Origin of the sequence: Pigmentiphaga sp. NML030171 (assembly GCF_002188635.1) — a bacterium.
Taxonomy (GTDB): Bacteria; Pseudomonadota; Gammaproteobacteria; order Burkholderiales; family Burkholderiaceae_B; genus Pigmentiphaga; species Pigmentiphaga daeguensis.
Genome location: NZ_NINX01000029.1, coordinates 196,213 through 219,797 on the forward strand (window position 1 = coordinate 196,213; position 23,585 = coordinate 219,797).

23 protein-coding genes and 1 pseudogene are annotated in these 23,585 nt (G+C 68.4%); 17 read left to right on the forward strand and 7 right to left on the reverse strand.

The genetic code is table 11. The annotated features are described in order from the left end of the window. Positions 1 to 60 precede the first annotated feature (60 nt). Together CDO46_RS10215 and CDO46_RS10220 are read right to left on the reverse strand one after the other, a co-directional pair. Complete coding sequence (locus CDO46_RS10215; protein ID WP_087838420.1) at positions 61 to 966, reverse strand: ABC transporter permease; 906 nt, start codon at positions 964 to 966, stop codon at positions 61 to 63. Continuing rightward, positions 963 to 1,658, reverse strand: a complete 696-nt coding sequence (locus tag CDO46_RS10220; RefSeq protein WP_087838421.1) for a cell division ATP-binding protein FtsE — start codon at positions 1,656 to 1,658, stop codon at positions 963 to 965. The genes CDO46_RS10215 and CDO46_RS10220 overlap by 4 nt, the downstream gene beginning before the upstream one ends. Positions 1,659 to 1,840: 182 nt before the next feature. Between CDO46_RS10220 and CDO46_RS10225 the strand changes: the two genes are divergently transcribed. The 7 genes and pseudogenes from CDO46_RS10225 to CDO46_RS10255 all read left to right on the forward strand — a co-directional run bounded on the left by CDO46_RS10225 (position 1,841) and on the right by CDO46_RS10255 (position 9,057). Further along, the gene (locus tag CDO46_RS10225; RefSeq protein ID WP_243724521.1) at positions 1,841 to 2,824 is read left to right on the forward strand and encodes an amino acid ABC transporter substrate-binding protein; all 984 of its coding nucleotides are present in this window, start codon (positions 1,841 to 1,843) and stop codon (positions 2,822 to 2,824) included. A 7-nt stretch (positions 2,825 to 2,831) separates the two neighbouring features. After that, positions 2,832 to 3,986, forward strand: coding sequence for an amino acid ABC transporter permease (locus CDO46_RS10230; RefSeq protein ID WP_087838423.1), 1,155 nt, complete (start codon positions 2,832 to 2,834; stop codon positions 3,984 to 3,986). 113 nt (positions 3,987 to 4,099) lie between these two features. Continuing rightward, positions 4,100 to 5,116, forward strand: a pseudogene (locus CDO46_RS10235) (amino acid ABC transporter permease); the annotation flags it as partial. Between the two features lie 44 nt (positions 5,117 to 5,160). Further along, positions 5,161 to 5,907: an amino acid ABC transporter ATP-binding protein gene (locus CDO46_RS10240; RefSeq protein ID WP_087838425.1), complete on the forward strand. Its 747-nt coding sequence runs from the start codon at positions 5,161 to 5,163 to the stop codon at positions 5,905 to 5,907. A 100-nt stretch (positions 5,908 to 6,007) separates the two neighbouring features. Beyond that, complete coding sequence (locus CDO46_RS10245; RefSeq protein ID WP_087838426.1) at positions 6,008 to 6,919, forward strand: LysR family transcriptional regulator; 912 nt, start codon at positions 6,008 to 6,010, stop codon at positions 6,917 to 6,919. Positions 6,920 to 7,120: 201 nt separating this feature from the next. Continuing rightward, on the forward strand, positions 7,121 to 8,104 hold the full coding sequence (locus CDO46_RS10250; RefSeq protein WP_087838427.1) for a tripartite tricarboxylate transporter substrate binding protein: 984 nt from the start codon (positions 7,121 to 7,123) through the stop codon (positions 8,102 to 8,104). Positions 8,105 to 8,106: 2 nt separating this feature from the next. Beyond that, positions 8,107 to 9,057: a succinylglutamate desuccinylase/aspartoacylase family protein gene (locus CDO46_RS10255; protein ID WP_087838428.1), complete on the forward strand. Its 951-nt coding sequence runs from the start codon at positions 8,107 to 8,109 to the stop codon at positions 9,055 to 9,057. A 22-nt stretch (positions 9,058 to 9,079) separates the two neighbouring features. Here the strand turns inward: CDO46_RS10255 and gcvA are convergent, their stop codons facing one another. After that, positions 9,080 to 9,955: a transcriptional regulator GcvA gene (gene gcvA, locus CDO46_RS10260; RefSeq protein ID WP_176400703.1), complete on the reverse strand. Its 876-nt coding sequence runs from the start codon at positions 9,953 to 9,955 to the stop codon at positions 9,080 to 9,082. A 105-nt stretch (positions 9,956 to 10,060) separates the two neighbouring features. On the opposite strand from gcvA, the gene CDO46_RS10265 reads away from it, so the two are divergent. Genes CDO46_RS10265 through CDO46_RS10275 form a run of 3 tightly spaced genes read left to right on the forward strand, consistent with a single transcriptional unit; the run spans position 10,061 to position 12,795 of the window. Next, complete coding sequence (locus CDO46_RS10265; protein ID WP_087838430.1) at positions 10,061 to 10,858, forward strand: aspartate dehydrogenase; 798 nt, start codon at positions 10,061 to 10,063, stop codon at positions 10,856 to 10,858. A 7-nt stretch (positions 10,859 to 10,865) separates the two neighbouring features. Then, entirely contained in the window at positions 10,866 to 11,885 is a 1,020-nt protein-coding gene (locus CDO46_RS10270) for a tripartite tricarboxylate transporter substrate binding protein (protein WP_254914579.1), read from the forward strand. Between the two features lies 1 nt (position 11,886). Beyond that, positions 11,887 to 12,795: an alpha/beta hydrolase gene (locus CDO46_RS10275; protein ID WP_087838431.1), complete on the forward strand. Its 909-nt coding sequence runs from the start codon at positions 11,887 to 11,889 to the stop codon at positions 12,793 to 12,795. Positions 12,796 to 12,814: 19 nt separating this feature from the next. Here CDO46_RS10275 and ftsY read toward each other — a convergent pair whose 3' ends face one another. Then, complete coding sequence (gene ftsY / locus CDO46_RS10280; protein WP_087838432.1) at positions 12,815 to 14,026, reverse strand: signal recognition particle-docking protein FtsY; 1,212 nt, start codon at positions 14,024 to 14,026, stop codon at positions 12,815 to 12,817. 114 nt (positions 14,027 to 14,140) lie between these two features. Between ftsY and rsmD the strand changes: the two genes are divergently transcribed. From rsmD to CDO46_RS10295, 3 genes are all read left to right on the forward strand, one after another. Continuing rightward, on the forward strand, positions 14,141 to 14,743 hold the full coding sequence (gene rsmD, locus CDO46_RS10285) for a 16S rRNA (guanine(966)-N(2))-methyltransferase RsmD (protein WP_087838433.1): 603 nt from the start codon (positions 14,141 to 14,143) through the stop codon (positions 14,741 to 14,743). Positions 14,744 to 14,920: 177 nt separating this feature from the next. Further along, on the forward strand, positions 14,921 to 15,421 hold the full coding sequence (gene coaD / locus CDO46_RS10290) for a pantetheine-phosphate adenylyltransferase (protein ID WP_087838434.1): 501 nt from the start codon (positions 14,921 to 14,923) through the stop codon (positions 15,419 to 15,421). A 28-nt stretch (positions 15,422 to 15,449) separates the two neighbouring features. Further along, positions 15,450 to 15,701 (forward strand): YfhL family 4Fe-4S dicluster ferredoxin, encoded by a 252-nt coding sequence (locus CDO46_RS10295; protein ID WP_087838435.1) that lies wholly within the window; start codon positions 15,450 to 15,452, stop codon positions 15,699 to 15,701. A gap of 13 nt (positions 15,702 to 15,714) precedes the next feature. Here CDO46_RS10295 and CDO46_RS10300 read toward each other — a convergent pair whose 3' ends face one another. Then, positions 15,715 to 16,587: an MOSC domain-containing protein gene (locus tag CDO46_RS10300; protein WP_087838436.1), complete on the reverse strand. Its 873-nt coding sequence runs from the start codon at positions 16,585 to 16,587 to the stop codon at positions 15,715 to 15,717. 22 nt (positions 16,588 to 16,609) lie between these two features. Beyond that, positions 16,610 to 19,027: an AsmA family protein gene (locus tag CDO46_RS10305; RefSeq protein WP_087838437.1), complete on the reverse strand. Its 2,418-nt coding sequence runs from the start codon at positions 19,025 to 19,027 to the stop codon at positions 16,610 to 16,612. 117 nt (positions 19,028 to 19,144) lie between these two features. Between CDO46_RS10305 and CDO46_RS10310 the strand changes: the two genes are divergently transcribed. Both CDO46_RS10310 and CDO46_RS10315 read left to right on the forward strand, forming a co-directional pair. After that, complete coding sequence (locus CDO46_RS10310; protein WP_087838438.1) at positions 19,145 to 20,026, forward strand: pirin family protein; 882 nt, start codon at positions 19,145 to 19,147, stop codon at positions 20,024 to 20,026. A gap of 120 nt (positions 20,027 to 20,146) precedes the next feature. Next, a complete protein-coding gene (locus CDO46_RS10315) occupies positions 20,147 to 21,124 on the forward strand; it encodes a tripartite tricarboxylate transporter substrate binding protein (RefSeq protein WP_176400704.1) in 978 nt (325 codons plus the stop codon). Here CDO46_RS10315 and CDO46_RS10320 read toward each other — a convergent pair. Then, positions 21,111 to 21,974: a GyrI-like domain-containing protein gene (locus tag CDO46_RS10320; RefSeq protein WP_087838440.1), complete on the reverse strand. Its 864-nt coding sequence runs from the start codon at positions 21,972 to 21,974 to the stop codon at positions 21,111 to 21,113. The two genes, CDO46_RS10315 and CDO46_RS10320, sit on opposite strands and share 14 nt — an antisense overlap. Positions 21,975 to 22,095: 121 nt before the next feature. Between CDO46_RS10320 and CDO46_RS10325 the strand changes: the two genes are divergently transcribed. Both CDO46_RS10325 and CDO46_RS10330 read left to right on the forward strand, forming a co-directional pair. Beyond that, entirely contained in the window at positions 22,096 to 22,452 is a 357-nt protein-coding gene (locus CDO46_RS10325) for a nucleotide pyrophosphohydrolase (protein WP_254914580.1), read from the forward strand. A gap of 11 nt (positions 22,453 to 22,463) precedes the next feature. Then, positions 22,464 to 23,516 (forward strand): adenosine deaminase, encoded by a 1,053-nt coding sequence (locus CDO46_RS10330; protein ID WP_087838442.1) that lies wholly within the window; start codon positions 22,464 to 22,466, stop codon positions 23,514 to 23,516. Positions 23,517 to 23,585 lie beyond the last annotated feature (69 nt).

A 23,585-nucleotide genomic window follows, 5' to 3' on the forward strand; every position in this document is an offset into this window, starting at 1 on the left:
ACAGGTCATCTGGGCGTCACAATCTGCGACCGCGGCGGCCTGCGCCACCCCCTCCCCGGATCAAAAACGGGTATTCCGGGTGACCGACCAGCGCGCGGACAACGCCCCCAGCAGGGCCACCCCCACCACGAAGGCCGCCAGCCATTCCCATTGCGGCAGGCGCAACGCGAATTCGGTCCCGTAGCTGCGCGCCAGGTCCGCCAGCGCGGCGTTCAGCGGATCCAGCACCACGGCCACGAGCCCGATCGCGGCCAGCGCCGCCACGCCGCAACTGATCGCGCCCAGGTACAGGAAAGGCCGCCGCACGAAGGATTCGGTGGCGCCCACCAGCCGCGCGACGCCGATCTCCTCGCGCTGGGACAGGGCCTGCATGCGCACGGTATTGAATACCGCCGCCAGCACGGCCACCGCCACCACCAGGGCCAGGAACAGCAGGCTCGCGCGGGCGAAGCGCAGGATGGCCTCCAGCCGCTGCACCCAGGCGCTGTCCACCTGCACCATGTCGACCTTGGCCCAGGTCTTCCACAGGGCCGCCAGCTTGGCCGACCGCTGGGCCAGGTCCTCGCCCTCCAGCGTGACGACGATGGCGTCGGGCAGGGGATTGTCGGGCAGCACCGCCAGGGCCTGGGCGTAGGCCGGGTTGGCCTTGAGCTCGGCCAGCGCGCGGTCGCGGCTGATCACCCGCAGGCCCCGGATCTCGCTGGCGTGATCGCGCCGGATCCGGTCGGCCACGGCCCCGGTCTCGGCCGGCGTGGCGCTGACCTGCATGAAGACGGTCATCTCGGGGTCGGCCGTCAGGTGGTTGGCCACCGGGCGCAGCGACATCAGGGCCGTGGCCCCCAGCAGCGGAATGGCCAGCGCCAGCGTGATGACGAGGATGTTGGCGATGGACGAGAACGGCTGCGACAGCAGGCGGCGCAGGGTCACGCCCAGCGCATAGCGATGTTGGCGGATCAGGGGACTCATGCCTCGACCTCCCCGCCCAGGCGCGGCGTGCGCTTGCCGCCGTCGGTGACCTTGCCTTCCTTCACCAGCAGCACGCGCGTCGCGTAGTCGGTGATCAGGCTTTCGTCGTGCGTGGCCAGGATCGTGGTCACGCCCACGCGGTTGAAGTCGCGGAAGACCTCGACGATGCGGCGGGCGCTCTCGCGGTCCAGGTTGGCGGTGGGTTCGTCGGCGATCAGCAGGCCGGGACGGTTGACGATGGCGCGCGCGATGGCCAGCCGCTGCTGGTCGCCGCCCGACAGTTCCTGCGGCCGCAACCCGTCCTTGCCGGACAGGCCGACCCGCTCGATGGCGGCGTGGGCGCGCTTGGCGGCGGCCGCGCGCGAATGGCCGGTCACCGTCAGGGGCAGCATGACGTTCTCGAAGGCGCTGCGGTCGCTCAGCAGGTGCACGTCCTGCAGGATGGTGCCGATGGCGCGCCGCAGGTAGGGCCGGAACCGGCCGGGCAGCTTGCCGACGTTCTTCCCGTTGACCAGGACCGTGCCCAGGTTGGGGACGTCCAGCCCCGCGATGAGCTTCAGCAGGGTCGACTTGCCCGCCCCGGAAGGGCCGGAGACGAAGACGAATTCACCTTGGGCGATGCCGAAGGTCACATCGGCCAGCGTGTCGATGCCGCGGCCGTAGGATTTGTAGACTTGCTGGAATTCGATCATGAGGTCGAAATAGTAACCTGGGCCGTCCGGAGACGACAGGCCCCGAGGTTTTCATCATACCGAACACATGCTACGGTACGTTTCCCCAAGGAGGCCATGGCCCGCGATGCTTTATAGTCCAGGGCCCCCCGCGCAAGGAACCCGCCATGAAAGCATTGAAATCCTTCCTCGCCGCCGCCCTGATGCTGGGCGCCGCGCATGCCGCCCACGCCGGCCCCACGCTGGACGCCGTCAAGAAGAAAGGCTTCGTGCAGTGCGGTGTCTCGACCGGCGTGGCCGGCTTCAGCAACCCCGACAGCAAGGGCAACTGGACCGGCATCGACGTGGACCTGTGCAAGGCCGTCGCGGCCGCGCTGTTCGGCGACGCCACCAAGTTCAAGCTGACCCCGCTCAATACCCAGCAACGCTTCACCGCGCTGCAATCGGGCGAGGTGGACGTCCTGCCCCGCAACACCTCCATCACGCTGCAGCGCGACGCGGCGCTGGGCCTGACGGGCGTGGGCGTGAACTTCTACGACGGCCAGGGCATCCTGGTATCGAAGAAGCTGGGCGTCAAGAGCGCGAAGGAACTCAACCAGGCGGCCATCTGCCTGCAACCGGGCACCACCACCGAACTGAACCTGGCCGACTGGTTCCGCGCCAACAAGCTGACCTTCAAGCCCGTGGTCATCGACAAGTTCGACGAACTGGTCCGTGCCTTCGCCGCCGGCCGCTGCGACGCCTACACCACCGACATCTCGGCGCTGAACGTGATCCGCACCACCAAGCTGTCCAACCCGGACGACTACGTCGTGCTGCCCGAGATGATCTCGAAAGAGCCGCTGGGGCCCATGGTGCGCCGGGGCGACGAGCAGTGGGCGGCCATCGTCCGGTGGACGCTGAACGCGATGATCGAGGCCGAGGAATACGGCATCACGTCCAGGAACGTCGACGAGATGACCAAGAGCGCCAACCCCAACGTGCAACGCATCCTGGGCGTGACGCCCGGCGCTGGCAAGAACCTGGGCGTGGACGAGAAGTGGGCCTACAACATCGTCAAGCAGGTCGGCAACTACGGCGAGAGCTTCGAACGCAACCTGGGCCAGGGCAGCCCCCTGAAGATGCAGCGCGGCGCCAACGCGCTGTGGACCAAGGGCGGCCTGATGTACGCGCTGCCCATCCGCTGATGCGCGCATGACCCGGTTCAGCTGGAGCAACCCTTCCGTCCGGTCGGCGGTCTACCAGGCCGTCGCCCTGGCCGCCGTCGCCGGGCTGGCCTGGTTCCTGGTCTCGAACACGCTGGCCAACCTGGCCGCCCGCAACATCGCGTCGGGCTTCGGCTTCCTGGGACGCGAAGCGGGCTTCGCCATCGGCGAGACGCCCATCCGCTACGATCCGCAGGACACCTATGCGCGCGCCATCCTGGTCGGCCTGCTGAACACGCTGCGCGTGGCGGCGGCCGGCATCGTGCTGGCGACGATCCTGGGCACGGTAGTGGGCATTGCCCGCCTGTCGCGCAACTGGCTGGTGGCGCGGCTGGCATCGGTGTACGTCGAACTGATGCGCAACACGCCGCTGCTGCTGCAACTCTTCCTGTGGTATGCGCTGATCACCGAGACCCTGCCCCCGGCCCGCCAGGCGCTGGAGCTGCTGCCCGGCGTGTTCCTGTCCAACCGCGGCATCAAGCTGCCGCTGCCTGCCGACCACCTGGGCTTCGACCTGGCCGCGGCGGGATTCGGCCTGGCGGTCGTGCTGTCGCTGGCGCTGGCCCACTGGATGCGCAAGCGCCAGCAGCACAGCGGAGACGTGCGCCCCATTGCCCACTGGGTCGTCGCGCTGCTGGTCGGACTGCCGCTGGCCGGGTGGCTGGCGGGCGGCGCGCCCGTGCAGTTCGACGTGCCCCGCCTGCAGGGATTCGGCTTCATCGGCGGCGCCACGCTTACCCCCGAGTTCACGGCGCTGCTGTTCGGGCTGGTCATTTACACGGCGGCGTTCATCGCCGAAGTGGTGCGCGCCGGCATCCAGTCCGTGAACCGCGGCCAGTGGGAAGCCGCCGAGTCCCTGGGCCTGCGGCGCAGCAAGGTCCTGCGGCTGGTCGTGCTGCCCCAGGCGCTGCGGGTCATCATCCCGCCGGTCACCAGCCAGTACCTGAACCTGACCAAGAACAGCTCGCTGGCCGTCGCCATCGGCTATCCGGACATCGTCTCCATCGCCAACACGACGTTGAACCAGACCGGCCAGGCGATCGAGGGCGTGCTGATCATCATGGCGGTGTACCTGGCGGTCAGCCTGACGATCTCGGTGCTGATGAATCTGTACAACCGCCGTATGGCGCTGGTGGAACGATAATGGAGGCGGCGTCCCTCATCGACGATGACTCTGCTCCAGGGCGCCGCGGATCCGGCTCCGCCGGTCCGCCAGCGCCGCCCCCTGGGGGGCGCGCGAAGCGCGTAGGGGGGGGCCTCTTCTCGTCTCCGTTGAACGTCGTACTGACGCTGCTGGTGGCCTGGCTGCTGCTGATGATCGTGCCGGCGCTGGTGGAATGGGGACTGATACGCGCGACCTTCGTGGCCTCGTCGGCGCAGGAATGCCGCGAGGCCGGCGGCGCATGCTGGGCCTTCATCGCCGAGAAGCACCGGCTGATCCTGTTCGGCCTGTATCCCTACGACGAACAATGGCGCCCGCTGCTGGCCAGCGCGCTGCTGATCGGCGCCGTCGTGGCCAGTTGCCTGCGCCGCTTCTGGAACCGCTGGCTGGCGCTGGTCTGGGTCGTCGCGCTGACGGCCACCGGCATCCTGATGTGGGGCGGCGTGCTGGGCCTGCAATACGTCGAAAACACGCTGTGGGGCGGCCTGCCGCTGACGCTGATCCTGGCCACCTTCGGCATGGGCCTGGCCTTTCCCCTGGGCGTGCTGCTGGCGCTGGGGCGCCGCTCGCGCCTGCCCGCGATCAAGGCCCTGTGCGTGGTCTACATCGAACTGATACGCGGCGTGCCGCTGATCAGCCTGCTGTTCATGTCCTCGGTCATGCTGCCGCTGTTCCTGCCCGAGGGCATGAGCATAGACAAGCTGCTGCGCGCGCAGATCGCCATCATCCTGTTCGCCGCCGCCTACCTGGCCGAACTGGTGCGGGGCGGCCTGCAGGCCATCCCCAAGGGCCAGTACGAGGGCGCCGACTCGATCGGCCTGGGCTACTGGCAGCAGATGCGCCTGATCGTGCTGCCGCAGGCGCTCAAGACCATCATCGCGCCGCTGGTCAGCATGTTCATCCTGGTGTTCAAGGACACCTCGCTGGTGGTGATCATCGGCATCTTCGACCTTACCCAGTCGGCCAAGGCCTCGCTGGCCGATGCCGCCTGGCCGGGTTTCTCGGTCGAGGCCTACCTGTTCATCGCCGCCATCTACTTCGTATTCTGCTTCGCGATGTCGCGCTACAGCCAATCGCTGGAGAAGCGCCTGCGCACGGACCGGGAACGATGAGCTCCCGTCCCGCCCGGACGCAAGCCCCCGACAGGAAAACCGCCATGTCCTCATCCACGCAGCCGATCATACAAATGGAAGGCGTCAGCAAATGGTTCGGCAAGTACCAGGTGCTGCGCGACATCGACCTTGCGGTGGAGCGCGGCGAACGCATCGTCATCTGCGGCCCGTCCGGATCCGGCAAGTCCACGCTGATCCGCTGCATCAACCGCCTGGAGGAACACCAGCAGGGCCGCATCGCCGTGGGCGGCATAGAACTGACCAGCGACCTGAAGGACATCGAGGCGATCCGGCGGGAAGTCGGGATGGTGTTCCAGCATTTCAACCTCTTCCCGCACCTGACCGTTCTGCAGAACCTGACACTGGGCCCGATATGGGTGCTCAAGCAGCCCAAGGCGCAGGCCGAGGCCGCCGCCATGCAGTACCTGGAACGGGTGCGCATTCCGGAGCAGGCGCACAAGTACCCGGGACAGCTCTCGGGCGGGCAGCAGCAGCGGGTCGCCATCGCGCGATCGCTGTGCATGTCGCCCAAGATCATCCTGTTCGACGAACCGACCTCCGCGCTCGATCCGGAGATGGTCAAGGAAGTGCTGGACGTGATGACCTCGCTGGCCGAGACCGGCATTACCATGCTGTGCGTGACGCACGAAATGGGCTTCGCCAGGCAGGTCGCGGACCGCGTGATCTTCATGGACCAGGGCCAGATCGTCGAACAGAACACCCCCGAGGCCTTCTTCTCGAATCCGCAGAACGAGCGCACCCGGCTGTTCCTGAGCCAGATCCTGCACTGAGCGGATCCGGCGGCGGCGCCATGAACCCGAAACGCCCAATTATTACGATTGAGCAAGCCAACCGGGGATGAGCACCCCGAGGCATTAAAATCCGGAACTCATGGACCTCAAACTCTTCGAAGACCTCATCGCGCTCGCCCGCACGCAAAGCTTCGTGCGCGCCGCTGAAATGCGGCACGTCACCCATCCCGCCTTCGGCCGCCGCATCCGCGCGCTGGAGGTCTGGGCCGGAGCACCGCTGGTGGAACGCAATCGCACGCCGGTCCAGCTCACCCCCGAGGGCGAGGTCATGCTCAAGACCGCGGAACGCACGGTCGAAAGCGTCGCCAACGCCCGCTCGCAAATCCAGCGCCACGGTACCAACCAGGGCATGAGCCTGCGCATAGGCACGGGCCGCACGCTGGCCCGCACCCTGGTGGCCGACTGGCTGGCCCGCATCACCCACATGCCGCGCAGCCCGCTGCGGGGCAAGGCGCAGATCGACATCATCACCGGCGCGACTTCCGACCTTGCCGCCATGCTTGAACAGAGCAAGGTCGACATGCTGTGCTGCTACGAGCACCGCGCGCTGTCGGTGCCGCTGAACGGCCACCGCTATCGCCACCTGACGCTGTCCACGGAGAAGCTGGTCCCCGTCAGCGTGGCCGATGCGCAAGGCAAGCCCCGCTACAGCCTGATCGGCGCCAGCCAGGCCACGCCGCTGATCGCCTACGGCATCGGCCTGTCCATGGAACGGCTGCTGAGCGAGCATTTCGAGCGCAATCCGCTGGCGGGCATGAACGTGTTCCTGCGCTGCGACTCGGCCGACGCCGTCTACGAATTCGTCAAGAAGGGCCTGGGCGTCGCGTGGCTGCCCTGGTCCATGGTGGCGGCGGACTGCCAGCGCCGCAACATGGTGGTCCTGGGCGGCCGCAGCGACGAAGTCCCGTTCGAGGTCCGGCTGTACCGGCCTCGCGCGCGCCAGGCCGACGTGGTCGAGGCGGTCTGGGCAGCGACGGAATTCGCCCGCTGATCCGTACCGCGGGAAGCTCCGCCCGCTTCCCGCACCACCCTGGGGCGCCAAGCGTTTCGTATATCCGCCACCTCCGCACCTTCCTGGGGCAAACCCCGGTGCGGGGCCGAATCCGCACATACATGTGCCTGATTCGCACCTTTGCATCCATGCCGTGCGCAAGGATGGCGGCACGATAACTGCTCTGTACGGGGCCTCACCATGAACCAGCCTACCCTTACGCGCCGCGCCCTCATGCTGGCGCTCGCCGCCTGCGCCGGCGCCGCCGCCGTCCCGGCCCATGCGCAAGACGACTATCCCGCCCGCCCCATCACCCTGGTAGTGGGCTACCCGGCCGGCGGCAGCACCGACCTGACCGCCCGCCTGTTCGGCGAGGCGCTGTCCAAGCGCATCGGCGAACGCGTCATCGTCGAGAACGTGGGTGGCGCCGGCGGCGTGATCGGCGCCCAGCGCGTGGCCAAGGCCCGCGCCGACGGCTACACGCTACTGCTGGGCGCATCCAACGAGATGGCCATCGCCAGCCTCATCAACAAGGCGGTCAAGTACGATGGCCTGAAGGACTTCACGCCCATCGGCATGATCAGCACCCAGCCCATGGTGCTGGTGGCCTCGGCCAACTCCCCCATCAAGAACATCTCCGAGTTCCTGGCCCAGGCCCGCGCCAATCCCGGCAAGTTCAGCTTCGGCACCTCGGGCGTCGGCACCGCGCTGCACCTGTCGGCCGAGAGCCTGAAGGAAGCGGGCGGCCTGCAGCTGGTGCACGTACCCTATCGCGGCGTCGCGCCGCTGGCCAGCGACATCATGGGCGGCCAACTGCAATTCGGCGTGTTCGTGCTGTCCAGCGCGCTGGCCAACATCCGGGCCCGCAAGCTCGTGCCCATCGGCCTGATGCAGGCCTCGCGCGCGCCGCTCGCGCCCGAGATCCCCACCTTCGCCGAAGCCGGCCTGAAGGACGTCAACATGGACATCTGGTTCGGTCTGTACGGCCCCGCCAACGTACCCGCGCCCGTGGTCGCGAAGCTGCGCGCCGCGCTGGACGACGTCCTGAAGATGCCGGAGTTCCGCAGCAAGATGCAGGAATCGGGATCCACCGTGGCCGCCCCGGGCGTCGACCTGGCCCAGTTCCAGCGCAAGGAGACCGAGAAGTACAAGCGCATCGTCGAGTTCGCCAAGATCGAGGAATGAAGATGGCGACTCACGATTTCCTGCTGCCCGTGCCCGACCTGTCCGCCGTCCGTGCCGGCAACACCGGCGTCGAAGGCGTCTGGCACTTCGACTCGGGCACGCCCGGCCGCCATGTGCTGGTCACCTCGCTGGTACACGGCAACGAGCTGTGTGGCGCCTGGGCGGTCAAGACCGCGCTGGAATCCGGCCTGCGGCCCCGGCGCGGCAAGCTGACGCTGGCGTTCTGCAACCTGGCCGCGTTCGACACCTTCGATGCCGCCCGCCACGACGCCTCGCGCTATCTGGACGAGGACCTGAACCGGGTCTGGAGCGACGACAAGCTCGCCGCCCCTACTACCCGCGAGCGCGCGCGCGCCGCCGCGCTGCTGCCCTGGGTGCGGCAAGCCGACTGGCTGCTGGACCTGCATTCCATGCACGAACCTTGCGCCCCGCTGCTGCTGACCGGAATGCAGCCGCGCAACCTGGACCTGGCCCGCGAACTGGGCGCGCCGCGCCACATCATCGTCGACGCCGGACACAAGGACGGCGTGCGCATGCGCGACTACGGACGCTTCGGCCAGATGACCGACAACGGCACGCGCTCGCTGCTGATCGAATGCGGCTACCACGGCGCGCTCGAAAGCCGGACCGTGGCGCTGGACCAGGTGGGGCGCTTCCTGCGCGCCTCGGGCATCGTCGACGAAGGCGACATTCCCGCCGAGTGGATCGCCCCCGCGCCGGACGCCCAGCAGGCGATCGAGGTCACGCAGCCGGTGGTCGCTCGCAGCATGGACTTCCGGTTCGCCCAGCCCTGGCAGGGACTGGAGGAACTGGAGCGCGCCGGCACCGTCATCGGTTGGCAGGACGGCGAGCCGGTGACGACACCATACGACCATTGCACGCTGGTCATGCCTTCGCTGCGGCAACTCGTGCCGGGCGTGACCGTAGTCAGGCTGGCGCGGCGCGTCGCCTGAGGCTAGGGAGGCCCGGCCGCGATCAGGCCGCCTGCGCCATCACCCAGTCGCGAAAATCGCAGACGTGGGCATCGTTCCGCAGGCGTTCGGGATAGACCAGGTAGAAGGCGGAATCCAGCACGAGCCGCCCTTCGAACGGCGCAACCAGCCGGCCGGCGGCCAGGTCGTCGGCCACCAGCGCGTACTGGCCCATGGCGACGCCCATGCCTTGCAGCGCCGCCTGGTAGGCCAGCGTGACGTTCTCGAAGGTCAGCCCGTGCGCCGGGTCGACGCCGTCCACGCCATGGGCGGCCAGCCACCGCCCCCAATAGTCGGGCCGGGCCGCCGATTGCAGCAGGGTATGGCGTGCCAGGTCCGCCGGTACGCGCAGGGGCACCGGTCCGGCAAGCAAGGCCGGGCTGCACACCGGCAGCAGCTCGATGTCCACCAGCCGGTGGGCGATCACGCCCGGCCAGTCGCCATAACCGATGCAGATGGCGACGTCGGCATCGCTCAGATTGTCCAGTTGCTTGAGCGAGGTGGTGAACACGGCATCGCGGTCCGGGTGCCGCGCATGGAACTCGGCCATGCGCGGCAGCAGCCAGCGCATGGCGAACGTCATCTGGCACCACACGTGCAGCGGCTGGTCCCGGTTGCGGCTCAGGGCCTTGGTGGTTGCCTGCGAGATCCGCTCGAAGGCCCCGCTCAGGTCGTCGCGGTACTCCCTGCCCGCCGGCGTCAGGCGCACCTCGCCGCTGGCGCGCTCGAACAGGCGCATGCCCAGGAATTCTTCCAGCACGCGGATCTGCCGGCTGACCGCGCCCGTCGTTACATGCAGTTCGCGGGCGGTCTGCGTGAAACTCAGGGTGTGCGACGCGGACTCGAACACCCGCAGGGGGTTCAGGGGCGGCAGCTTCATCCGGAACGGTGTTGATGAAAAGTAAACCGGATTGACTATATATCGATTGCCTGACGGCGCCCAGGCCCGCACGATTCGAGTCTGACGAACCGGAGGCATTCCCGCATGAAGACCATCTTGCTCGCAGGCTTCGGAGCCATGGGGCAGTCGATTTTTGATCAACTGAGGGACGATCCGCGCATCGGCCGGTGGCTGGTGCTGGAACGGGCTGAACGGGCCGACGACGCCCGCCGCAAGCTGGGCAGGCATGGCCAGGTGGTGCAATCGGTCGACGGCCTGGAAACCCGCCCCGACTTCGCCGTCGAATGCGCCGGCCATGAAGCGCTGGGCACCCTGGTGCCCCGGCTGCTGGAACAGGGTATCGACACCATCGTCGCGTCGGTGGGCGCGCTGGCGCTGCCCGGCATGGTCGACCGGCTGGATGCGGCCTGCCGGGCGGGCGGGGCGCAACTGACGCTGGTGCCGGGCGCGCTGGCCGGCGTCGACGCGCTGGCCGCCGCGCGCGAAAGCGGTCTGGCGTCAGTGCACTACACCGGGCGCAAGCCGCCCGGCAGTTGGCGCGGCACGGCGGCCGCCAGTTTGTGCGACCTGGAACATCTTGCCGAAGCCACGGTGTTCTTCGAAGGCACCGCGCGCGAGGCCGCCGCGACCTTCCCGCAGAACGCCAACGTCGCCGCCATGGTCGGGCTGGCCGGCCTGGGGCTGGACCAGACCCGGGTCCGCCTGATCGCCGACCCCGCCGCCGGCGGCAACACGCACACCATTTCGGCGCGCGGCGCCTTCGGCCGGCTCGAGGTCATGGTCGAGGCCGCCGCCTTCGCGTCCAACCCCAAGACCTCGGCGCTGGCCGGCATGTCCATCGTGCGCGCCGTGCGCAATCGCCTGAACGCCATCGTGATCTGAACACCCTGTGCAAGCCGGCACCCGGCGCGGCACCCACGACATCGTTGCAAGGACCATCATGCTCAAGAAACTCATCCCCTGCCTGGCCGCGCTGGGCACCATCGCCGGCCCCGCGATGGCCGCCGCACCCTTCCCCGCCGGCCCCATCACGATCGTCGTGCCGAATGCGGCCGGCGGCCTGGCCGACAACATCGCCCGCCCGCTGGCCGATGCCTTGGGCCATGAATTGAAACAGCCGGTCATCGTCGAGAACAAGGGTGGCGCCGGCGGTGTCGTGGGCACGGGCATGGTCGCGCGCGCCAAGCCCGACGGCTACACGCTGCTGCTGACGCTGTCGTCCATATCGGGGCTCCCCGAGGCCGACCGCCTGCTGGGCCGCAAGCCGGCCTTTCAGCTGGACCAGTTCGTACCCATTGCGCGCATCACCGCCGACCCCAACCTGCTGGTGGTCCGGGCCGACGCGCCGTGGAAGTCGGTGGCCGAACTGGTCGCGGATGCCAAGAAGCACCCGCAGGCGCTGAACTACGGGTCGTCGGGCGTGTACGGCGCCATGCACATTCCCATGGAAATGCTGAAGGCCGCATCCGGTGCTCCCATCACCCACGTGCCGTTCTCGGGCGGCGGCCCGGCCCTGGTGTCGCTGCTGGCCGGGCAGATCCAGCTGGCGGCCAGCGGGCCCGCCAACGCCAGCACCTTCGTCAAGTCAGGCAAGATGCGGCCGCTCGCCCATTGGGGCACCAAGCCGCTGGCCTCGATGCCCGATGTCCCCAGCCTGAAGTCGCTGGGCTACGATGTCGAGTTCACCCAATGGTCGGCCCTGGTCGCCCCTGCCGCCACCCCCAGGCCCGTCATCGACGCGCTGCGCGAGGCCGTCCGCAAAGTCACCGCGCAAGCGGAGCTGCGGCAGGTTTTCGTCAACCTGGGCAGCCCCCTCGACTATATGGACGCGCCCGAATTCGCGCCCTACTGGAAGGCCGACGCCGAACGCGTGCAGGCTGCCGTTCGCCGCATCGGCAAGGTGGACTGACATGCCGAATCCTCCCGCAATCCCGCCGTCCCTGCGCCAGGCCATGGCGGAACTCGGTCCGCGCTGGGGCACCAGCGTGCAGGCCCACGTCCGCCAGATGGTGCTGGGATTCTCCGAGGTCCTGCGCGACGCCCCGAAACTGGCCACGGTCACGCGCGACATTCCCTATGGCGGCGATCCGCGCCAGTGCCTGGACGTCTTCCAGCCGCTGGGCCCGGCGGCCGCGCGCCGGCCGGTGCTGATGTTCGTGCACGGGGGCGCCTTCGTCGAAGGCGAGAAAGACCGCACGGCAGAGATCTACAGCAACGTGCTGTGGTACTTCGCCCGGCACGGCATCATCGGGGTCAACGTCGAATTCCGCCTGGCGCCCGCCCATCCCTATCCCAGCGGCACGCAGGACATCGCCGCCGCGGTGGCCTGGGTGCGCGCCCACGCCGACGAGCTGGGCGCCGACCCCGGCCGCATCTTCCTGATGGGACATTCGGCCGGGGGCACGCATGCGGCGCACTACGCCTACGATGCCCGCTTCCACCCGCCCGAAGGACACGGCCTGGCCGGCCTGGTGGTGGTGTCCGGCCGCGTGCGTGCCGAGAACTCGGCGGAGAACCCCAACGCCAGCCGGGTGGAGGCCTACTACGGCACCTCGCCCGCCACGATGGAGGACGGTTCGCCGGTCAACCACGTCACGGCGCAGGCGCTGCCCACCATGATCGCCGTCGCCGAGTACGAGAACCCGCTGATCGACGTGCACTGCGTGGAGCTGCTGGCCGCACTGACCCGCGTCCGGCGCCGCGCGCCGCGCTTCGTCTGGATGGCGGGCCACAACCATACGTCGATCGTGGCGCACTTCAACACCGCCGAGGACGACCTGGGCCGGCAGATCCTGGCGTTCATGGAGCGGCCGTCCTAGCAGGCCGCCCCGCCCGGAATCAATTGCCCAGCAACGCCCCGGCGAACTCGTCCGCCACGAAGGGCTGCAGGTCGTCGATGCCCTCGCCCACGCCTATCCAGTACACCGGCACCGGCCGCACGCCCTGCGCGCCGGCCGCCACCGCGGCCAGGATGCCGCCCTTGGCGGTGCCGTCCAGCTTGGTCACGATCAGGCCCGTCAGGCCCAGGGCCTGGTCGAAGGCCTTGATCTGCGCCAGCGCGTTCTGTCCGGTGTTGCCGTCTATCACCAGCAGCACCTCGTGCGGCGCCGAGGCATCGGCCTTGGCGATCACGCGCTTGATCTTCTTGACCTCTTCCATCAGGTGCAGCTGCGTGGGCAGGCGGCCGGCGGTATCGACCATCACCACGCCCATGCCGCGCGCCTGGCCGGACTTGACCGCATCGAAGGCGACGGCGGCCGGATCGCCGCCTTCCTGGGCGATGACCGTGACGTCGTTGCGGCGGCCCCACTCCACCAGTTGTTCGCGCGCGGCCGCGCGGAAGGTATCGCCCGCGGCCAGCAGCACGCGTCGGCCCTGTTGCTGGAAGGTGCGCGCCAGCTTGCCGATGGACGTGGTCTTGCCGGCCCCGTTCACGCCCGCGATCATGGTCACGATGGGCGCGGGGCGGTCCAGGTCGAAGCGGCGCTCGAGCGGCCGCAGATGCTCGGCCAGCAGTTCGCGCAGGACCTGGCGCACGCGGTCGCCATCCTCGATGCGTTCCTGGCGCACCCGCTCGCGCAGCCCCTTGAGCAGCGATTGCGCCGCGTCCACGCCGGTATCGGCCATGATGAGCGCGGTCTCCAGTTCCTCGAACAGGTCCTCGTCGACCTTCACGCCCACGAACAGCGTGGTCAGGCTCTGGCCGGTGCGCGACAGCCCGCTCTTGAGGCGCGCCAGCCACGACGACTTGGCGGGTGGGGCCGCCTGGGGCGCCGGAGCCGGAGCTGGAGCTGGAATCGGAGCTGGTGCGGGGACGGGCTGGGCCGGCGCGGGCGCCGCCGGCTCCTCCGGCACGGGAGGCGGCGCTACCGGCGTGTCGGGCGCCGCCATCCCGGGAGCGACGGGCTCCTGGGCAATTGGCTCCCGGGGAGCCGGCGGGACAGCGGGCTGGTCCGCCGCCGGCGCGGGAACGGGCGCGGCGGGCGGCTCCTGCGCACGATCCTGCTCGGGGGAAGGCTGGGGGGTCTTCTTCTTGAAGAAACTGAACATGGAAACCTGTCTGCTGTAACGGCCTGCGCCTTCATCGGGACGACGGGCGGCGGCCCACCCGGCGGACACGCGGCCGCCGGCATATAGAATCTGGGATTCTACCGGTCCATCGCCATGCCCTCATCCCGCCCTCCCGCCGCCCGCTCCCACCGCTCCGCTCCGCACAAGGTCCGCATCATCGGCGGCCGCTACAAGCGCACCCCGCTGCCCGTGCTGGACCTGCCCGGCCTGCGCCCCACGCCCGACCGCGTGCGCGAGACCCTGTTCAACTGGCTCAACCATCTGTGGGGCGGCGAATTCGCCGACAAGACCGTGCTCGACGCCTTCGCCGGCTCGGGCGCGCTGGGCTTCGAGGCCGCTTCCCGCGGCGTGGCACAGGCCGTGCTGGTGGAAAGCGACCGCCGCGCGACGGCGTCGCTGGAGGCACTGCGCGCGCGCCTGGGGGCGGACAATGTCAGCATCGTGACCGGCGACGCCCGCGCCTACCTGGCGCGTCCGGCCGCCCGTTTCGACCTGGTGCTGCTGGACCCGCCCTTCGGCCAGGACTGGCTGGATCGTATCCTGGCGTCATCATTGCAAGCACTTACTGACGGTGGAATGGTCTATATTGAAGCCGAAGCGCCGATACAGGCACCGCCCGGGACCGAATTGCTGCGGCAGGACAAGGCCGGCGCGGTACATTTCCATCTGCTGCGCGCCCAGGCGAAAGCGGCGTAGCGCCTGGAAACGTCTGATACGCGTCATTTCCAATTTGCTGCGCCGCGCAAATAAGGAAATAATCACATCATCCGGAAACCGGATGCCGGCCGCCGAAGGCGCCGGACGATTCGTCCCCGCCATCCGGGCCGGGACCGAAAAGGCTGACGCCCATCAATAGAAATACGGAGCCTACGCATGATCATTGCCGTATACCCTGGCACCTTCGACCCGATGACCCGCGGCCACGAGGACCTCGTCCGCCGCGCGGCCGGGCTGTTCGACAAGGTGGTGGTGGGCGTGGCGGTCAGCCGCAACAAGGCCCCCTTCTTCACGGTCAGCGAACGGGTCGAGATCGCCCGGGAGATCCTGGGCCACTATCCCAACGTCCAGGTGGCCAGCTTCTCCGGCCTGCTCAAGGACTTCGTGCGCGAACAGAACGCCCGCGTCATCGTGCGCGGCCTGCGTGCCGTCTCGGACTTCGAGTACGAGTTCCAGATGGCCGGAATGAACCGATACCTGCTGCCGGATGTCGAAACCATGTTCCTGACGCCTTCGGACCAGTACCAGTTCATCTCGGGCACCATCGTGCGCGAGATCGCCCAACTGGGCGGCGACGTCAGCAAGTTCGTCTTCCCGTCGGTCGAACGCTGGCTGCACGCCAAGGTCACGCAGCTGGGCGGTCGCGACGGCGCCTGAGTCCCCAAGCGGCAAGGAAGTCCCCACCATGGCTCTGCTGATTACCGACGAATGCATCAACTGCGACGTCTGTGAGCCCGAGTGCCCCAACGATGCCATCTACCTGGGCACGGAGATCTACGAGATCGACCCTGCCCGCTGCACCGAGTGCGTCGGCCACCACGACGAGCCGCAATGCAAGGTGGTCTGTCCGGTCGAGTGCATCGAGCTGCATCCCGAGTTTCACGAGACCCACGAGCAGTTGATGGTGAAGTACCGCAAATTGACGGCGCCCGCCTAGGGCGCGCCTTCCGTCAGAAATCCAGCACCACCTCGGCCCGGTCCCCCACGTTCAGCACGGCGCCCGGCGGCGCGCTGACGATGGCGTTCATGCCGAACGTCACGCCGCCTTCGGGCTGGCTGCGGAAAGTGCCCAGCGTGGCCATGGGCTCATTCGCCCGCGCGCCGGTGAGCTGGTCGGTATTGGGGATCTCGCAGCGCACGCAGGGCTTGACCAGCGCCAACCGGACCTCGCCCACCGTCACCAGCACGGTGTAGTCCTCGTCGTAGGCGCCGAACTCGCTCAGCACCACGTTGGGACGAAAGCGATCCATGCCGACCGGAGCCTGTCCCGCCGCCGCCAGCTTCTGGTTCAGTTCGGCCAGCGAAGCCTCGTTGGCCACCAGGATGGGGTAGCCATCGGCGAAGGCGAAAACGTGGTGTCGCGGAAAGCCTTCGGCCACCGGATGACGCGCCAGCCAATTCTCGATGCGCGTCGTGCTGGCCAGCCGATGCGATTGCGGGTGCACCTTGACCAGCCGGCATGGCGTACCCAGCAATGCGCCGAACCATTGGGCGGCCAGGTCCCCCTCGTCCACGGCATCGACCTCGTCGCGCCAGACCGTGACCCGCGTGCGCACGCTGTCGTCGTCTTCGACCACGTCGACCGGTATGTCCAGGCGCGGCTGCCCCGGTGCGGTCACGAGCAGGTAGCCGTCGCGCAGGTCGGTGCGAACCCGGGCCATGGCCGGATGGCTGCGCTGCGAAAGAAAGACGCCATTGGCGTCGACCACCATCCATCGGCGGTCGTTGTGCAGGCCGGCCATGCCGACGGGAGAGCGGTCCAGGGCGATGCCGCCGCAGGACTTGATGGGGTAGATGTACAGGCCGGAGATGGAAATGGACATCGGCTTTCCGCTAAGAATTCGTCTACCGGAACAATCCCTTGAGCCGGTCCTTGACCTTGCCGCGCAGCTTGTCGCCCGCCTCGGAAGGTTCGATGCCCAGCTCTTCCTTGAGTTTGTTCTTGACGGTGTTCTTGAGCACGTCGGTGGCGACCTTGCTCCATTGGATCGTATAGGACGGCGATGCGAAGGGCCCCGCCACGTGGACCGGCACGGTGACGTTGCGCAGATCCGCGAGGTCCTTGCCGTCCTGTCCCGTGGAGGTATTCACGACCGTGACCAGCGCCACCAGGTCGAAGCGTTCGCCCGGGATGTCGATGCGGGCCGGCTCCCCTTCCGAGATGCGCAGCAGCGGCGCCTTGGCGCTCAGGCTGCGCACGGTGCCGATGCCGCTGGCGAACACCAGCTGGGCCTGCAGTTCCGAAAAATCGGTCTGGAGCGTATCCTGGTGCTGCCTGGCATCGTCCTTGCGGGCGGAGAGCAGCGCACGGAAATCGCGCAGGGACTGGGCGACGTTCACGCCCTTGATGGCCCCGTCGCGCACCGCCAGGCTGGCCGTGCCGTTCAGGCCGCGCTTCATCTGCCCCACGGTCTTGCCGGTCGCGGTCAGGTTGAGGGCGATCGTCGCGCGGCCGATCAGGCCGTCCTTGTGCTTGAGATCGGACAACAGCGGTTGCAGTGAAACGTTGGTGAGCGTGGGCGCGAGGCCGATGCGGTTCGTGGACGCGTCCGCGAACACGCTGCCCGACAGCGAGCCGCCGTACAGCGACGCCTTCAGGCCACTGACATCGGCGCGCCCCTTGGCCACCCGCACCGAGGCGGAGACGTTGCCGGCCTTGAGCCCTCGCGCGACAAGATTGCCGACCTTGACGGTTCCGCTGGCCGTGATGTCCTCGAGCGCGGACAGGTCCACCGGCGGATCCGCGGGCGCGCGGACGCTGCCGCCGGCCCCGCCGCCCGCCGCCACCTGCCCGGCCGGGGGCATCAGCTTGTCAAGGTCCAGCGTATCGGCGGCGACGGTAAAGACGATGCGCGGTTCGTCGAACTGCGACACCTCGGCCGAGGCGTTGAACTGGCCGCCTTCGATCATGGCATCGAGCCTGGCCACCACGTGTTCCCGCTCGAAGTTGGCGCGCACGCTGCCTTTGATGGGGATCGTCATCAGCTTGTCGGGAAGCGCGGGGTCCTGGATCTCCAGTTGGCCCGCCAGCTGGGGCAGCGATACTTTCCTGCGCGGCAGGCTGGCCTGGACCGGCGAGGCGCTGGAGAGCCGGACCACGCGCTCGCCTTCCTTGAGTTCTCCGTCCAGAGACAGGCGCTCGATGCCGAGCTTGTCGGCGCTGCCCGATATGCCCGACAGGGCCACGCGCAGGTCCAGGTCGCGCTTGCCATCCAGGCTCACCCGGGCGGTCAGCGCCTCGCCTTGGGCCGCCTGCGGCGACACGTGCAGCGCCGGCGCGGACAGCGACAGTTCGAAGGGGTCGGCGCCCAGCTTGCCTTGCGCGGACAACGACAGTTTCTCGACCTGTACCCGGCCCTCGGCCAACCCGGCATTCAGGCGCGGGGCGTCCAGCCGCAGGTCCACGCCGCTGAGCGGCCGGCTGCCCGCCACGTCGCCCTGGAACGCGACCGAGACGCCCGAGGCGTCGATGGCCTGGCGCTGCCCGTCATAGGCGAAATCGCCCTGCGCCGTCAGCGCGGTGGCCCGGATGGAGGGCAGCACGCCCGTCGCCTTCAGGTCGAAGTCCTTGACCGAGAAAAAACGCTGCCCGGGATCCACCGTCAGCCGTCCCTGGACCTGGATGGTGGCATCCACGCGCGGATTCTGGCCCAGCACCCTGGCCGACAGGTCCAGGTCGAACGGCGTGCGCGGCGCCACGCGTCCCGTCGTGGCGGACAGCCGCTCCACTCGCATCGACGTGCCTTTCACGTAGTCGCGCAGCGCCAGCTCGCCACCGCTGAATTCGATGCCCGCCACGTCGAACAGCAAAGGTTTGCCGCCGGCATCCAGCTGGCCGCCCGCCTGCTGGTCAGGGGTCTTGGGCGCCGGGCCCAGCAGGTCCTCGAAATTGAACTTGCCGTCCTGGTAGCGCACCACGTTGGCCTTGAGTCCCACGACCCGGACGCGGTCGACCACGATGCGGCCGGACAGCAGCGGCAGCACCGCCACCGATACCCGTGCGGTATCCACCGCCGCGAAGATCTGGGTGGAACGAGGCTCGGACAGCGACAGCTTCTCGATCTCCACGCCCAGATTGGGGAAAACGCTGAACCGGACGTTGCCGTCCATGCGCAGGGTACGGTCGTAGCGTTTCTTGACCGCGTCGGCGACCGGACCCTTGTAGTGATTGGGATCGACCAGCAGCACCAGGGCCGTCAACCCGATGGCCGCCACGGCGAGCAGGACAGCCGCACCGATTGCGATGCGCTTGAACCACCGCATTTAACACGTCTCCGAAAATCCTGGATGGCCGGCGTGCCGCTGCCGGTTCCGCGACTGTACCCACCAGGCCTATATGATAACGGGTCCCCCCTACGCGCTGCATATGGAGAACCTGACATGACTGCTGAGAATTCCGGTATCGAACGCATCGAGTCGCGCACGGCGCAGATCGGGGGCGGCATCAGCGTGGACAGGGTATTGCCGGTACGACAGCACCGGCGCATCGGGGCCTGGTGTTTCCTGGACCATGCCGGGCCGGCCCGGTTCGAGCCCGGCCAGGGGATGCTGGTCGAGGCGCATCCCCACATCGGCCTGCAGACCTTCACCTGGCTGATCGAGGGCGAGGCCCTGCATCGCGACAGCCTGGGCAACGAGCAAATTCTGCGCCCGGGGCAGGTCAACCTGATGACCGCCGGCATCGGCATCAGCCATACCGAGGAATCCCTGCCCGACCAGCGCGTGCTGCACGCCGCCCAGCTATGGATCGCGCTGCCGCCCGGCAAGCAGGAAATCGCCCCGGCGTTCGACCATTATCCCGACCTGCCGCGCTGGTCGGAAGCCGGCCTGGACTTCACCCTGCTGGCGGGCTCCCATGCCGGGCGCACGGCGCCCACCCCGGTCCATACGCCGCTGGTCGGCATGGACCTGCAAAGCCCGGAAGGCGCCTCGCTGCGCCTGGCGCTCGAGCCCGGTTTCGAACACGGCCTGCTGGTGCTGGAAGGTGCGGCGCAGGTCGAGGGCGAACGCTTCGGCCCGAACGAGCTCGCCTACCTCTCGCCAGGGCGGGTCGAGCTGAACCTGTCGACCGAGGCCGGCAGCCGGCTGCTGCTGATCGGCGGCGAACCGCCCACCGACGACATCACCATCTGGTGGAACTTCGTCGGCAGCAAGGCGGCCATTGCCCAGGCCCAGCGTGACTGGGAGGCCGGCAGCGCGCGCTTCGGCTCGGTCAAGGGCTACGAAAACCGGCGGCTGGTCGCGCCGCCGGTGCCCTGGTAGGTTTTCGCTGGGCGGAAACTCGAAAAATCCGGCTTGAGGTCGGCCTGCGCGCGGTGTCTAGTGTGCATGGCGCGTCTCGCAGGCGCGCCATATCCTCACCAGAACATCCGGAGACCCCCCATGCGCGTCCTTGCACTCGGACGGCTCGCGGCCACCCTGGCCGCTGCGCTTGCGCTGTGCCCACCGGCCCTGGCGGCCGACTACCCCTCCCAACCGGTCACCTTCGTGGTCGGCTACACCCCTGGCGGAGCCATCGACCAGTCCGCCCGCCTGATCGCCAGCGAACTGGCCAAGCGCTGGAAGCAGTCGGTCATCGTCGACAACAAGCCGGGAGCCAATGCCACGATCGCCGCCACCGCGGTGGCCAACGCCCGGCCCGACGGCTATACGCTGCTGGTGGCCGCCAGCAGCCACAACCTCAACAAGTTCGTGAACAAGAACCTGCGCTACGACGTGGAGAAATCGTTCACGCCGGTTGCGCTGACGGTCGAGGTGCCCAACGTGCTCGTGGTGAACGCGGCCTCGCCCTACCGGAACCTGGGCCAGTTGCTGGCGGCGCTGCGCGAGAAGAAAAAACCGTTCAGCTACAGCTCGCAGGGCATAGGCGGCGTGCCGCACCTGGCGGGTGAACTGTTCAAGATCCGCACCGGGACCGACATCCTGCACGTACCCTACAAGGGCGCGGCACAGGGCATGACCGACCTGATGGGGGGCGTCGTGGACATGTCCTTCCCCACGCCGGGCTCGGCCATGGGCTACATCAGCCAGGGCAAGCTGCGGGCGCTGGCGGTGGCGTCGAACGAGCGGCTGGCGCAGTTGAAGGACGTTCCCACCTTCGCCGAGGCCGGCGTGCCCGACTACCTGATCAGCACCTGGCACGGCCTGCTTGCTCCCGCGGGGACCCCGCCCGAGGTGGTGGCGAAGATCAACGCCGACGTGGCCGACATCCTGCGCGACCCCGCCGTGCAGCAGGCGCTGGAAGCGCAGGGCAACCTGGCGGCCAAGCCGCTGACGCCCGCCGAGTTCCGCGCCAAGCTGTCCCGCGAGCTGTCCGTCTACGGCGACATCGCCTCGCGCATAGATCTCAGCGGGGGCTGATCCAGGTCTTGTCCGCCAGCAGCAGGTAGATGCGGGTCTTCAGGTCGGACGGCGGGGTGGTCTTCGGGTCGTTCACGTATTCCTCGAACACCGGGAAGTCGGCCGGCTGCTCGCCGCTGGCCGGCAGCCAGCCGCCGAACAGCCAGGCATAGGCCGACTCCAGCTCGCTGTACGGCCCGGTGTGCTCCAGTACCGCGCAGCGGCCGGCGGGCAGCTCCACGCGGTGCAGGGGCGCGTCCAGCGCCACGCCGGGCGGCGCCTCCAGGCCCGCTTCGCTGCGCAGGTCCTGCGTGGCCACCTGCTCGGGGTCGTCGTAGTAGATGCCGAAGCTGCGCGGTTCGCCACGCAACAGGTTGCGGCTGCCCGCCAGCATGAACAGCCGGTCGAAGGTCGCGCCTATCCGAAGATAGTCGCCGGTATGCGAAAGGGCCGCCAGGGAGGCGCCGGGAAAGCTTGCGATCTGCACGGGATACATGGTGAGCTCCTTGCTGCGATAGATGACGTCGGAAGAACGGTCCTCGCGATATCGCCCGGGCGGCATGCCGAACGCCGTGCGGAACGCCCGGCTGAACGCGGCGGTCGAGCCGTAGCCCGCCCGCCGCGCGACCTGGTCCAGCGTACGGCCACCCCGGTGCAGCTCCGCCGATGCCCGCAACAGCCTGACCCGCTGCACCGTGGCCGCCACGGTCTCGCCCAGCATGGCGCGATAGACCCGGTGGAAGTGATACGGCGACAGGCAGGCCAGCCCGGCCAGGTGGTACAGGTCGGCATCGTGGTCCGGATGCGCGGCCAGCCAGGCCAGGACAGGTTCCAGGCGCCGTTCGTAGTGGCTGCGTGTCTGCGATTTCATGAGTACCTCCGGGTACCGACTGTACGGGGGGACGTATTGCGGATTTTGCGGTTTTGGCGCCCGGCGGACCGGCCGGCGGCGAGGGCTAGAATATAAGCGTCCCGCCCCCCGAGGTATCAACGTGTCCGACTTCGACAAGATCAGGCGCACCGTCCGGCGCTTCACCGAAGAACGCAACTGGGACCAGTTCCATTCCCCCAAGAATCTCGCCATGGCGCTGAGCGGCGAAGCGGGCGAGCTCGTCTCCATCTTCCAATGGATGACCGAGGAAGAATCGAAGGAACTCAATCCCATCAAGCTGTCCGAGGCGGCCGACGAGATCGCCGACGTGCAGCTCTATCTGATCGCGCTGGCGGACAAGCTGGATATCGACATCGGCCAGGCGGTGGAGCGCAAGATGGTGAAGAATGCGATCAAGTATCCTCCCCGGGCGTTCTATGGCAGCGCCCGCAAGTACAACGAAAGCGACGAGACCTGAAGGCGACCGCCATGACTCCGTCCCGGACCGCAGCCCAGCCCCATCTCGCGACGCTGCTGCAGGCCATGCCCAAGGCCGAGCTGCACGTGCACATCGAAGGCACCCTCGAGCCCGAACTGATCTTCGCGCTGGCGCGGCGCAACGGCCTCGAGCTGCCCTATCCCGACATCGACAGCCTGCGCCGGGCCTATGCGTTCCAGGACCTGCAAAGCTTCCTCGATCTCTACTACGCCGGCGCCGCCGTGCTGCAACGCGAGGAAGATTTCTACGACATGGGCATGGCCTACTTCCGGCGCGCCGCCGCGGACAACGTCGTGCATGCCGAGATCTTCTTCGATCCACAGACGCATACGGTGCGCGGCGTGGAGTTCGGCACCGTCATCGCGGGGCTGGAGCGCGCGCGGCGCGACGCCCGCGACACGCTGGGCGTAGGCAGCGAGCTGATCATGTGCTTCCTGCGCCACCTGCCCCAGGAGTCGGCCTTCGAGACCCTGGCGGCGGCGCTGCCGTACCGGGACCGCATCCTGGGCGTGGGACTGGACAGCGGCGAGGTCGGCAACCCGCCCGGGAAATTCACCGAAGTGTTCCGGCGTTGCCGCGAACTGGGATGGCATGCGGTCGCCCACGCAGGCGAGGAAGGCCCGGCATCCTACATCTGGAGCGCCCTGCACGACCTGAAGGCCGAACGCATCGATCACGGCGTGCGCTGCCTGGACGATCCGCGACTGGTGGCCCATCTGGCCGAGCACCGGATTCCGCTGACCGTCTGTCCGCTGTCCAACGTCATGCTGAAGGTCTATCCCAGCATGGAACGGCACACGCTGGCGCAGTTGCTGGACGCCGGGCTGTGCGTGACGGTGAACTCGGACGACCCCGCCTACTTCGGCGGCTACGTGAACCGGAACTACCTGGCCTGCTTCGAGGCCTTGCCCGAACTGGGCGCGCGCGAAGCATACCGGCTGGCCCGCAACAGCCTTGACGCGAGCTTCGCGCCCGAGACGGACAAGCAGCGCTGGCGGCAACAGCTGGACGCCACGTTCGCCGGCGTCCCCGACGCCCGCTAGGACCTGTTCACGCCATCCGGGGGATACCGCCCCGGTGCCATGAAGCCGTCACACAGGCGGCCAACAATG

Coding starts and splice junctions, on each gene's coding strand:
- CDO46_RS10225 (WP_243724521.1), top strand. CDS start 1,841: ATGCTGGGCGCCGCGCATGCCGCCCACGCCGGCCCCACGCTGGACGCC.
- CDO46_RS10215 (WP_087838420.1), bottom strand. CDS start 966: ATGAGTCCCCTGATCCGCCAACATCGCTATGCGCTGGGCGTGACCCTG.
- CDO46_RS10245 (WP_087838426.1), top strand. CDS start 6,008: ATGGACCTCAAACTCTTCGAAGACCTCATCGCGCTCGCCCGCACGCAA.
- CDO46_RS10305 (WP_087838437.1), bottom strand. CDS start 19,027: ATGCGGTGGTTCAAGCGCATCGCAATCGGTGCGGCTGTCCTGCTCGCC.
- CDO46_RS10330 (WP_087838442.1), top strand. CDS start 22,464: ATGACTCCGTCCCGGACCGCAGCCCAGCCCCATCTCGCGACGCTGCTG.
- gcvA (WP_176400703.1), bottom strand. CDS start 9,955: ATGAAGCTGCCGCCCCTGAACCCCCTGCGGGTGTTCGAGTCCGCGTCG.
- CDO46_RS10250 (WP_087838427.1), top strand. CDS start 7,121: ATGAACCAGCCTACCCTTACGCGCCGCGCCCTCATGCTGGCGCTCGCC.
- ftsY (WP_087838432.1), bottom strand. CDS start 14,026: ATGTTCAGTTTCTTCAAGAAGAAGACCCCCCAGCCTTCCCCCGAGCAG.
- CDO46_RS10315 (WP_176400704.1), top strand. CDS start 20,147: ATGCGCGTCCTTGCACTCGGACGGCTCGCGGCCACCCTGGCCGCTGCG.
- CDO46_RS10255 (WP_087838428.1), top strand. CDS start 8,107: ATGGCGACTCACGATTTCCTGCTGCCCGTGCCCGACCTGTCCGCCGTC.
- CDO46_RS10300 (WP_087838436.1), bottom strand. CDS start 16,587: ATGTCCATTTCCATCTCCGGCCTGTACATCTACCCCATCAAGTCCTGC.
- rsmD (WP_087838433.1), top strand. CDS start 14,141: ATGCCCTCATCCCGCCCTCCCGCCGCCCGCTCCCACCGCTCCGCTCCG.
- CDO46_RS10240 (WP_087838425.1), top strand. CDS start 5,161: ATGTCCTCATCCACGCAGCCGATCATACAAATGGAAGGCGTCAGCAAA.
- CDO46_RS10230 (WP_087838423.1), top strand. CDS start 2,832: ATGACCCGGTTCAGCTGGAGCAACCCTTCCGTCCGGTCGGCGGTCTAC.
- CDO46_RS10220 (WP_087838421.1), bottom strand. CDS start 1,658: ATGATCGAATTCCAGCAAGTCTACAAATCCTACGGCCGCGGCATCGAC.
- CDO46_RS10320 (WP_087838440.1), bottom strand. CDS start 21,974: ATGAAATCGCAGACACGCAGCCACTACGAACGGCGCCTGGAACCTGTC.
- CDO46_RS10295 (WP_087838435.1), top strand. CDS start 15,450: ATGGCTCTGCTGATTACCGACGAATGCATCAACTGCGACGTCTGTGAG.
- coaD (WP_087838434.1), top strand. CDS start 14,921: ATGATCATTGCCGTATACCCTGGCACCTTCGACCCGATGACCCGCGGC.
- CDO46_RS10310 (WP_087838438.1), top strand. CDS start 19,145: ATGACTGCTGAGAATTCCGGTATCGAACGCATCGAGTCGCGCACGGCG.
- CDO46_RS10275 (WP_087838431.1), top strand. CDS start 11,887: ATGCCGAATCCTCCCGCAATCCCGCCGTCCCTGCGCCAGGCCATGGCG.
- CDO46_RS10265 (WP_087838430.1), top strand. CDS start 10,061: ATGAAGACCATCTTGCTCGCAGGCTTCGGAGCCATGGGGCAGTCGATT.